The following is an 8,572-nucleotide window of genomic DNA, read 5'->3' as shown; positions in this document are numbered from 1 at the left end:
CCCCCAACCACTCCCCGAAGCGCCGCATCCACCCCCAAACACCCAACCCCTCCCGAACCCAAGCCGGCCCAGCCCACAACCACCGACGAATCCTGGCCCGACGCCCCATCAGACGACTTCGACGCCCCCACCCCCCCACCACCCTCGCCAGGACCCACCACCGGCATCACCGCCGCCAAATCCGCAGCCCGAGCCGCCGCCCAATCCGGCCCACGCCAGGCCTGGCCAGATTCCATCCCCCCACGCAAAACCCCCACCACATCCGAATCAGACCCCTTCAACGACACCAACGCTGAAGAACTAAGCGGCCTAGCCCTCCTCCAACGAGAACTAGGCGGCCGAGTAATTCAAGAAATCGACCACTCCCACCCCTAACAAGCCCTCCACCGCCGGTGGCTCTCCCACCCACCGCCCTTGATCGAGGTGCGTCGCTTAAATGGTGATCTGTTGTAGTGCGGGTGGGCTGCGGCTGGGGCTTTGGAGATGACGGGTGGCCAGCGCGTTGAGCTGCAGGGGCTTGTGCATTCGCACACCGCGCTGGCTCGGGAGGCCAAGCTAAGGCGTTGTTGTAGGCCGCCGCGGAGGGAACCGCTGCGCTGGGCGCGCAAGAGCCGCGAACCAGGGCTCCATGATGCGGCCGACTCGGGCTAGCCCTGCATTCCGCACGTGACCACCATTGACCTGGGGCGATCACCTAAGGTGCTGGATCTTGTATAGCAACTGAGCTGCAACGATGCAGCATGTGCGGAAAACGGGGCTAGCAAGCCCGATGGCTACCTTCTCGGCTCGTACCGCATCGCCACGACCCCCGAGCCGAACTCCAGCCGGCTCACGAGCTTCAAGTCGACATACTTCGATAGCCCCGCGAACAACGCCGGCCCGTGGCCCGCGAGCCTGGGATGCACCACTGAGCCGAAACATCAGGACGATGAGGCGGCGCAGCACCGCCCGCAAGGCGGCCTCACCGCGCGAGAGCCAAAGGGGAAAGGGACGCGGGAGACGCGGTCGAAAGACAGGAGAGACATGAGCGGCAACAGCATGGCAACAGCTCGCGGATATTTGTGAGCGGTCCGGATGTTCATGAACTGTCCAGCCAGTCCGTGAGGAGGGGACCTGATGATCACCTACGCCATGAACCACTCTGAGATCGTCGGCTGATTCCAGGGACGGCCGGCCATCACTGATGACCGGCCGTCCCAGGTGCTATGCCATCCCCGTCCAGCCCAGGAGCGTAGATGTGACCGCCAAGCTCGGTATTGCTTGCCATCTTTGCCTACTCACCACGGGTGACGTGTCGCCGGGTGCGGTAGCGCACCAGGAGGCGGCATCGGCGGCGTTCGAGCGGGGGGACGCCCTCGCCGCCGAGCGGATTCTGCGCTGCGGCATCGCAGCGATCTTCGAGGGAGCCGACGGGGCGCTGGCTGCTCGTGCCGCTCTTCGAGTCGACCTGGGCAACATCCTGACCGCGCTGGGGCAGTACGACGACGCCGAAAGGCAGTTGCGCGCGGCCGCTGACGACGTCAACACCCATCTCCGCGCGGCGCGCCTGCTCCATGGCATGTGCTTGAACGCGCTTGGCATGCTCAGCCGATACACCGCTCGTTTCGACGACGCGGCCGGATATTACGAGCTGGCGCAGACGGAACTTCGCAGCATCGAAGACGAGGACGCCCTCGCGACGATCCTGCACAACATCGCCGGGCTCGCCCATGCGCGGGAGGATGCCCGCTCGGGTATCGAGGCCGGGCAGGAGTCGGTTCGCATCCGCACCGCCCGGCACGGCGAAAATTCCGTGCTGGTCGCCGCGGATCTGTCGAATCTTGGTGGTCTGCTGTTCGATGTCGGCCGAGTCGAGGAGGCCGCGCAATGCGTTACCCGAGCGTGCGAGATCTTTGCGAACTCCTACGGCCCGGACCATCACGAGGTGGCGGTGAATCTGGGAAATCTCGCCGCCGTGGCGGCAGCCGGCGACGACTTCGAGGAGGCGGAACGACTCTATGCGCGCGCCATCGCGATCAAGACGCGGGTTTGGGGTCCCGACAACCCGACGACGTTGGTGAGCATTCATAACTTCGCCCGGCTGCTGGCGCGGATGGGCCGTGTTGATGAAGCCTGGCAGCATGCTCAGGATGTTGTGGCTGCTCTCGCCGGACGGGTGGGGGAAGACCACAGGCTTCTTCGCCGAGCGCGCGAGCTTGTCGTGGAGCTGGCGCGGACATCCGAGCAAAGGCTGCGTTCGTGACTCATGTCGGCGTGATCCGGTGACGCTTTCGGACGCTCGCATTGCTCGAGTGGTTGCCAGGAGTGATCCTCCCGGTGGTGGCTTCTTTGTCCAGCGCGGCGTCGACCACGTCATCTAGCCCAGGCCAGGAGCGGCTCACGTGGGCCGGATGGACACAGCTGTGCGGTAAAGCTCCTCCCGCGTAACCCCACCCGACGGAATCCTGACCGACACCCCCACCCCGGCAGAACTCACCCAGAACGCCTCGGACTCAGTGATGAACCCCCGGGAACCCCCGTTCTGGAACTCGTCCAGACGCCAAGCCCCCGGGTCGTGCTCGTGATATTCGGCCAAGAACGCCCGCAGATCAGCGAGTGTCGCCAAGCGAGGGCCACGCATGACAGCGATCTTGAGATCCACCTGGGATACGCCATCGACCTCGCGTTCCCACACGCGAGAGACGAAACTCACGTCCTCCCACTCGTAGGGGAAGTCGGCGACCTGCGCCCCCACACCCGCAGGAATCCACCCGATCGTGAAGCCATCCAACGTCCCGCCATCTCGCACCGGCCCGCCCATCAACGTCGACCCAAGAGCAACAAACAACACCAGCAACCGACCGAACAACACGATCTCCTACATTTCGGCATTGAGGCGCACGCGGGCAGCCGCATGGCGATGGTCCTGCGGGGACGTGTTGGTGATGATGTGTTCGAGGATTTCGCAGTCGTCGTGGCCGGTCGGGGTCTGGGCGAAGGTCCACAGGTCGTCGATGGACCCTTTGGCGAGGAACTCGGAGCGTACCCGCGCATCTAGTTCGTCCCGTTCGCGGCGCACAGCGGGGGATTCGGAGCGCGGCAACAGCGGCCCTTGATACAGGCGCGCGATCGTCGCCAGATCCCCGGCGGAGAGGGCCTGGCGGACGCTGAGCACGTCCGCTTCGACCTCCCCGACCAACCGGTACGGCTTCGCGGCCACGGCACCGGAAAGCTGCGCCCTGAGGCGATGGATCTCCGCCCGGATCGTCACCGGATTGCCCTCATCGCCGTACAGCAAGAAGGACAGCTGATCGGCGGTCAGCCCGCGCGGATGGGAGGCGAGCAGCGCGAGGATCTCGGCGTGCCGGAGGGAGAGGGGCACGTGGGCGCCGTCGAGTTCGGCGTGGGGGCGCTCGGCGCCGAGCAGGGTGAGGTTGAGGCGGGGCGGATCCGAGACGCCGAACGGCATGATCAGATAGGCGTCTCCGAGGGATTCGACCCGCGCGGATCGCCCGTCCGGAAGCACCATTCGATCACTGCCCACCGGCAGCGTGAGTCGCTCGCCGCCAAGCCCGCTGATGACCCGCCCGGATGGGGTCACCAGCAGCCCGGAAGCCCGTAACCGGCTCCGGTGCCGACACCGGAGCCGCTCGTCGGACTCTCGCATCCGCAACGCCAGGTGGCTCTCCGCGAGCTGGGCGGCGGCCCCGACCAGCGCGACGGTCGCGGGCGGCAGCGACTTGGTGGTGCCGCTGATGTCGACGCACCCCAGCACCGCCCCGGTATCCGGATCGATGATCGGCGACCCCACGCAGGACCAGTGATGCAGCACCCTGATCAGATGCTCCGCCGAGTACACCGGCGTCGGCCGCCCGGTCGCCAGCGCGGTTCCGATGCCGTTGGTGCCCACCGCCTCCTCCGACCAGGAGAAGCCGGCCGCCAGCCCGATCGCGTCCGCGCGCCGGAGCACCTCGCGATGCCCGTCCCGCCAGAGGATGTGCCCGTCCGCGTCGGTGATCACCATGATGTGCGCGGCCTCGTCGGCGATCTGCAGCAGGGTGTGGTTCAGCAGCGGCAGCACCTCGTTCAGCGGATGCGCCGAGCGCGCGTCCCCGATGTCGCCCACGTCGTAGACGAGCGGCGCGGCCCGCACCTCGGGGTGGATCCCCGCCTCCAGCGAGCGCCGCCAGGAAGCGGAGATGACCTTCCGGGGGCTCCCCCCGATCGGCATATTTCCGGACATGACGGCTTCGTGCATCCGGCGGAGTCGCGTTTCCTGCATTGTCATCCCAACCTTCCCGGACGAGCCTGCGTGGACCGGAAGGGGGCCCGCAACCGATTACGATAATCTCCATGAGTAACCGGTTGATCGCAACCTGTATGCAACCTTAGGCGGGCTACGTTAAGCGCACCACACCGGGCCGCGGCCGACCTGGAGTGGTTGAGGCCGGGTCTCGGACGCTTGGAGGGGGGCCGGGACCCGGCCTGGGGCTCCCGATGGAGCGGAACACACACCGTGCGCCGGTGTTCAGATGAGCCGCGAACACCGTAGGCTCGGTCGCGACGGCATGTCGCCATCCGGCTGAGGAGTGCACGATTGTGAACCCAGGAGATGTGAACCTGCAGCAGTTGCTGGAGCAGGCCCAGCTGGTGCAGCAGCAGCTCGCATCGGCCCAGCAGGAGCTGAACGACGCCCAGGTGGAGGGCACCTCGGGCGGCGGCATGGTGGTGGCGACCGTGAACGGCAGCGGCGAGCTGCTCGAACTCACGATCGACCCGAAGGCGATCGATCCCAAGGATCCCGAGGAGACCGCGGAGACCATCGCCGACCTGGTCATCGCCGCCGTGCGGGACGCGGTCAGGGCCGCCGCCGAACTCCAGCAGGAAAAGCTCGGCCCGCTCGCGCAGGGCCTCGGCGGGGGCGGCTTCGGCCAGCTCCCCGGGTTCTAGCGGTCATGTACGAAGGCGTCGTCCAGAACCTGATCGACGAACTCGGGCTGCTGCCGGGCGTCGGTCCCAAGAGCGCCCAGCGGATCGCGTTCCACCTGCTCGCGGCCGATCCGGCCGAGGTGAAGCGGCTGGCGCACGCGCTGCTGGAGGTCAAGGAGAAGGTCCGTTTCTGCCGGGTCTGCGGGAACGTGGCCGCCGAGCAGGAGTGCCGGATCTGCCGTGACCCGCGCCGCGACCCCCAGGTGATCTGCGTGGTGGAGGAGTCCAAGGACGTCATCGCGATCGAGAAAACCCGCGAGTTCCGCGGTCGTTATCACGTGCTCGGCGGCGCGATCAGCCCGATCGACGGCGTCGGGCCCGACGACCTGCGGATCAGGGAACTGATGGCCCGGCTGGCCGACGGCGCGGTGACGGAGCTGATCCTGGCCACCGACCCGAACCTGGAAGGCGAGGCGACGGCCACATATCTCGCTAGGCTCGTCAAGCCCATGGGACTCAGAGTGACACGATTGGCCAGCGGTCTGCCTGTGGGTGGTGATCTCGAGTATGCCGACGAGGTCACCCTGGGCCGCGCATTCGAGGGACGGAGGCTCCTGGATGTTTGATGAGTGGAGCGCGCTGGCCGACCGGGTTGCCGGGCACGCGCAGAACTATCTTGACGGCCTGACCCGGCTGGCGGGCGGGGAGGGCGGGGACGCCATCCTGCCGCTGCTGCTGGTCGAGGTCGCCCAGGTGAGCCTGGCCGGAACCCAGCTCGCGGCGGTGCAGGACGTGATCCTGCAGGGCAACTTCGAGCCCGCGCTGAGCGAGGATCCCGACATAGATCCGTTGCGTACGGCTCTCGCCGCCCGGCTGGGCCCGGTGGACGATTACGCCGAGGTGTTCGATCCGTACAAGGACACGGCGGTCACGCCGTACCGGCTGTCGGATGATCTGACGGCGGTGGCGGCGGATCTGATTCACGGGCTGCGCCACTATCGGGCCGGGCGTCCGCTTGAGGCGTTGTGGTGGTGGCAGTACTCGTATTTCAACACCTGGGGGAACCACGCGGGGGCGGCGCTGCGGGCCTTGCAGGCGCTGGTCGCGCACACCCGGCTTGACGTGGCCGAAGAGACTACCACAGTGTGAGCTGTCCAGATGGCGGACTAAACCAGTTGGGGTCGTGAGACGCGCCGTTAGACTGTGAGCTCCACATCCTGAAGTACGGGAGACATTCCAGTGGCGCTCGTTGTCCAGAAATATGGTGGTTCGTCCGTCGCCGACGCCTCCTGCATCAAGCGGGTGGCGCAGCGGATCGTCGCGACGAAAAAAGCCGGCAACGACGTCGTGGTGATCGTCTCCGCGATGGGCGACACGACGGACGAGCTGCTCGAGCTGGCGCAGCAGGTGTCGCCGCTCCCGCCGGGGCGCGAGCTGGACATGCTGCTGACCTCCGGGGAGCGCATCTCGATGGCGCTGCTGGCGATGGCGATCGCCAACCTCGGGCACGAAGCGCGCAGCTTCACCGGCTCGCAGGCGGGCGTGATCACCGACTCGTCGCACGGCAGGGCGCGCATCATCGATGTGACGCCGTCGCGGCTGCGCGAGTCCATCGGGAACGGCCACATCGCGATCGTGGCCGGGTTCCAGGGCGTCTCGCAGAACACCAAGGACATCACCACCCTCGGCCGCGGCGGCTCCGACACCACGGCCGTCGCGCTCGCCGCCGCCCTCCAGGCGGACGTCTGCGAGATCTACACCGATGTGGACGGCATCTTCACCGCCGATCCGCGGATCGTGAAGCGGGCCAAGAAGATCCCGCGCATATCGTACGAGGAGACGCTGGAGATGGCGGCCTGCGGGGCCAAGATCCTGCACCTGCGCTGCGTGGAGTACGCGCGCAGGTTCAGCGTCCCGATCCATGTACGAAGCTCGTTCAGCACCAGGGAAGGCACCTGGGTCTTCTCCAATCCCAAGACCGAAGGAAGCGAGATGGAGCAGCCCATCATCTCCGGCGTGGCGCATGACCGGAGCGAGGCCAAGATCACAGTGGTCGGGGTGCCGGACAAGGTGGGCGAGGCCGCGGCCATCTTCCGCACGCTGGCGGATGCCGAGATCAACATCGACATGATCGTGCAGAACGTGTCCGCGGCGGCCACCGGCCGTACCGACATCTCGTTCACGCTGCCGACGGCGGACGCGCAGACCGCGCTGACCGCGTTGAAGAAGATCCAGGATCAGGTGGTGTTCGAGAGCCTGCTCTTCGACGACCAGATCGGGAAGGTGTCGCTGATCGGGGCGGGCATGCGCTCGCATCCGGGGGTCACCGCCAAGTTCTTCGGGGCGCTGGCGGACGCCGGGGTGAACATCGAGATGATCTCCACGTCGGAGATCCGGATCTCGGTGATCGTGGGGCAGAACGAGGTGGACGCGGCCGTCAACGCCGCGCACTCGGCGTTCGATCTGGACGCCGACCAGGTAGAAGCTGTGGTGTACGGGGGGACCGGACGATGAGCAAGCCCACTCTTGCCCTGGTGGGGGCGACCGGTGCCGTCGGCACCGTGATGCGCGAGATCATCTCGTCCCGCGCGGACATTTACGGCGAGATCCGGCTGGTCGCGTCGGCGCGGTCGGCGGGGAAGGTCCTACCGGTTCGCGGCGAGGACGTGGTCGTCCAGGCGCTGGCCCCCGAGGTCTTCGACGGCGTGGATATCGCGATCTTCGATGTGCCCGACGAGGTCTCCGCCGACTGGGTTCCGATCGCGGCCGCGCGCGGCGCCATCGCGATCGACAAGTCCGGAACTTTCCGGATGAATCCGCAGGTTCCGCTGGTCGTTCCCGAGGTCAATCCCGACGACGCGAGAACCCGCCCGCTCGGCATCGTCTCCACGCCCAACTGCACGACCCTCTCGATGATGGCCGCGATGGGCGCCCTGCACGCGGAGTACGGCCTGCGCGAGCTTGTCGTGGCTTCGTACCAGGCCGTGTCCGGGGCCGGAGTCGCCGGTTCCGCCCGTCTTTACGATGAGATCGAAGCCCTGGCCGGGGACCGGACGATCGGCCAGACCGCCGGTGATGTCCGGAAGGCCCTCCAGAACAAGCTGGCCGAGGAGTCTCCGTTCCCGGCTCCGGTGGCGTTCAACGTCGTGCCGTGGGCTGGCTCCCTCAAGGAGGACGGCTGGGCGTCGGAGGAACTCAAGCTCCGCAACGAGTCGCGCAAGATCCTCGGCATTCCGGACCTGAAGGTGTCCGCGACCTGCGTGCGGGTTCCGGTGATCACTACGCATTCGCTGGCCGTGCACGCGACTTTCGCGGGCGAGGTCACGGTGGCGGACGCCCATCGGATCCTGAACGCCGCGCCGACGGTGGTCGTGATGGACGATCCGGCGAACGGTGTGTATCCGACCCCCGCGGACGTGGTCGGGACCGACCCGACGTATGTGGGACGAGTCCGCCAGGCGATCGACTTCCCGAACACGCTCGATCTGTTCGTGTGCGGGGACAATCTCCGCAAGGGAGCTGCCCTGAACGCTGCGGAGATCGCAGAACTCATCGTCGCCACGGAGTTCTGACGAGACCAGGTGGTTCTCCCACCCACCCGCCCTTTGGGACGCTCGCGCTCGGCCCCATCGGCCTCCGGCCTCGGGTGGCGTGTAGTCAAAGG

General features: G+C 67.0%; 8 protein-coding genes. 6 read left to right on the top strand and 2 right to left on the bottom strand.

All coding sequences use genetic code 11. The annotated features are described in order from the left end of the window. Positions 1–1,237: 1,237 nt before the first annotated feature. Positions 1,238–2,242: a tetratricopeptide repeat protein gene (locus Amac_RS07000; protein WP_170322361.1), complete on the top strand. Its 1,005-nt coding sequence runs from the start codon at positions 1,238–1,240 to the stop codon at positions 2,240–2,242. 135 nt (positions 2,243–2,377) lie between these two features. On the opposite strand, the gene Amac_RS06995 is transcribed toward Amac_RS07000, so the two are convergent. Together Amac_RS06995 and Amac_RS06990 are read right to left on the bottom strand one after the other, a co-directional pair. After that, complete coding sequence (locus tag Amac_RS06995) at positions 2,378–2,770, bottom strand: hypothetical protein (protein WP_155353504.1); 393 nt, start codon at positions 2,768–2,770, stop codon at positions 2,378–2,380. Between the two features lie 87 nt (positions 2,771–2,857). Then, positions 2,858–4,267: a helix-turn-helix domain-containing protein gene (locus tag Amac_RS06990; protein WP_155353503.1), complete on the bottom strand. Its 1,410-nt coding sequence runs from the start codon at positions 4,265–4,267 to the stop codon at positions 2,858–2,860. A 311-nt stretch (positions 4,268–4,578) separates the two neighbouring features. Between Amac_RS06990 and Amac_RS06985 the strand changes: the two genes are divergently transcribed. The 5 genes from Amac_RS06985 (at position 4,579) to Amac_RS06965 (ending at position 8,480) form a co-directional block, all read left to right on the top strand. Then, positions 4,579–4,929 carry a YbaB/EbfC family nucleoid-associated protein gene (locus Amac_RS06985; protein WP_155344937.1) on the top strand — a complete coding sequence of 117 codons (351 nt, stop codon included), beginning with the start codon at positions 4,579–4,581 and terminating at the stop codon, positions 4,927–4,929. A gap of 5 nt (positions 4,930–4,934) precedes the next feature. Then, positions 4,935–5,534, top strand: a complete 600-nt coding sequence (recR, locus tag Amac_RS06980; RefSeq protein ID WP_155353502.1) for a recombination mediator RecR — start codon at positions 4,935–4,937, stop codon at positions 5,532–5,534. Then, entirely contained in the window at positions 5,527–6,057 is a 531-nt protein-coding gene (locus Amac_RS06975; RefSeq protein WP_155353501.1) for a DUF5063 domain-containing protein, read from the top strand. Before recR ends, Amac_RS06975 begins: the two co-directional genes overlap by 8 nt. A gap of 90 nt (positions 6,058–6,147) precedes the next feature. Beyond that, positions 6,148–7,422 (top strand): aspartate kinase, encoded by a 1,275-nt coding sequence (locus tag Amac_RS06970; protein WP_155353500.1) that lies wholly within the window; start codon positions 6,148–6,150, stop codon positions 7,420–7,422. Continuing rightward, the gene (locus Amac_RS06965) at positions 7,419–8,480 is read left to right on the top strand and encodes an aspartate-semialdehyde dehydrogenase (protein ID WP_155353499.1); all 1,062 of its coding nucleotides are present in this window, start codon (positions 7,419–7,421) and stop codon (positions 8,478–8,480) included. Before Amac_RS06970 ends, Amac_RS06965 begins: the two co-directional genes overlap by 4 nt. Positions 8,481–8,572 lie beyond the last annotated feature (92 nt).

It is taken from the genome of Acrocarpospora macrocephala (assembly GCF_009687865.1).
Lineage (GTDB): Bacteria > Actinomycetota > Actinomycetes > Streptosporangiales > Streptosporangiaceae > Acrocarpospora > Acrocarpospora macrocephala.
Note: the sequence above shows the minus strand (reverse complement) of the source record. Positions and strands in the feature narration are given on the sequence as shown.

Coding starts and splice junctions, on each gene's coding strand:
- Amac_RS06990 (WP_155353503.1), bottom strand. CDS start 4,267: ATGACAATGCAGGAAACGCGACTCCGCCGGATGCACGAAGCCGTCATG.
- recR (WP_155353502.1), top strand. CDS start 4,935: ATGTACGAAGGCGTCGTCCAGAACCTGATCGACGAACTCGGGCTGCTG.
- Amac_RS06975 (WP_155353501.1), top strand. CDS start 5,527: ATGTTTGATGAGTGGAGCGCGCTGGCCGACCGGGTTGCCGGGCACGCG.
- Amac_RS06965 (WP_155353499.1), top strand. CDS start 7,419: ATGAGCAAGCCCACTCTTGCCCTGGTGGGGGCGACCGGTGCCGTCGGC.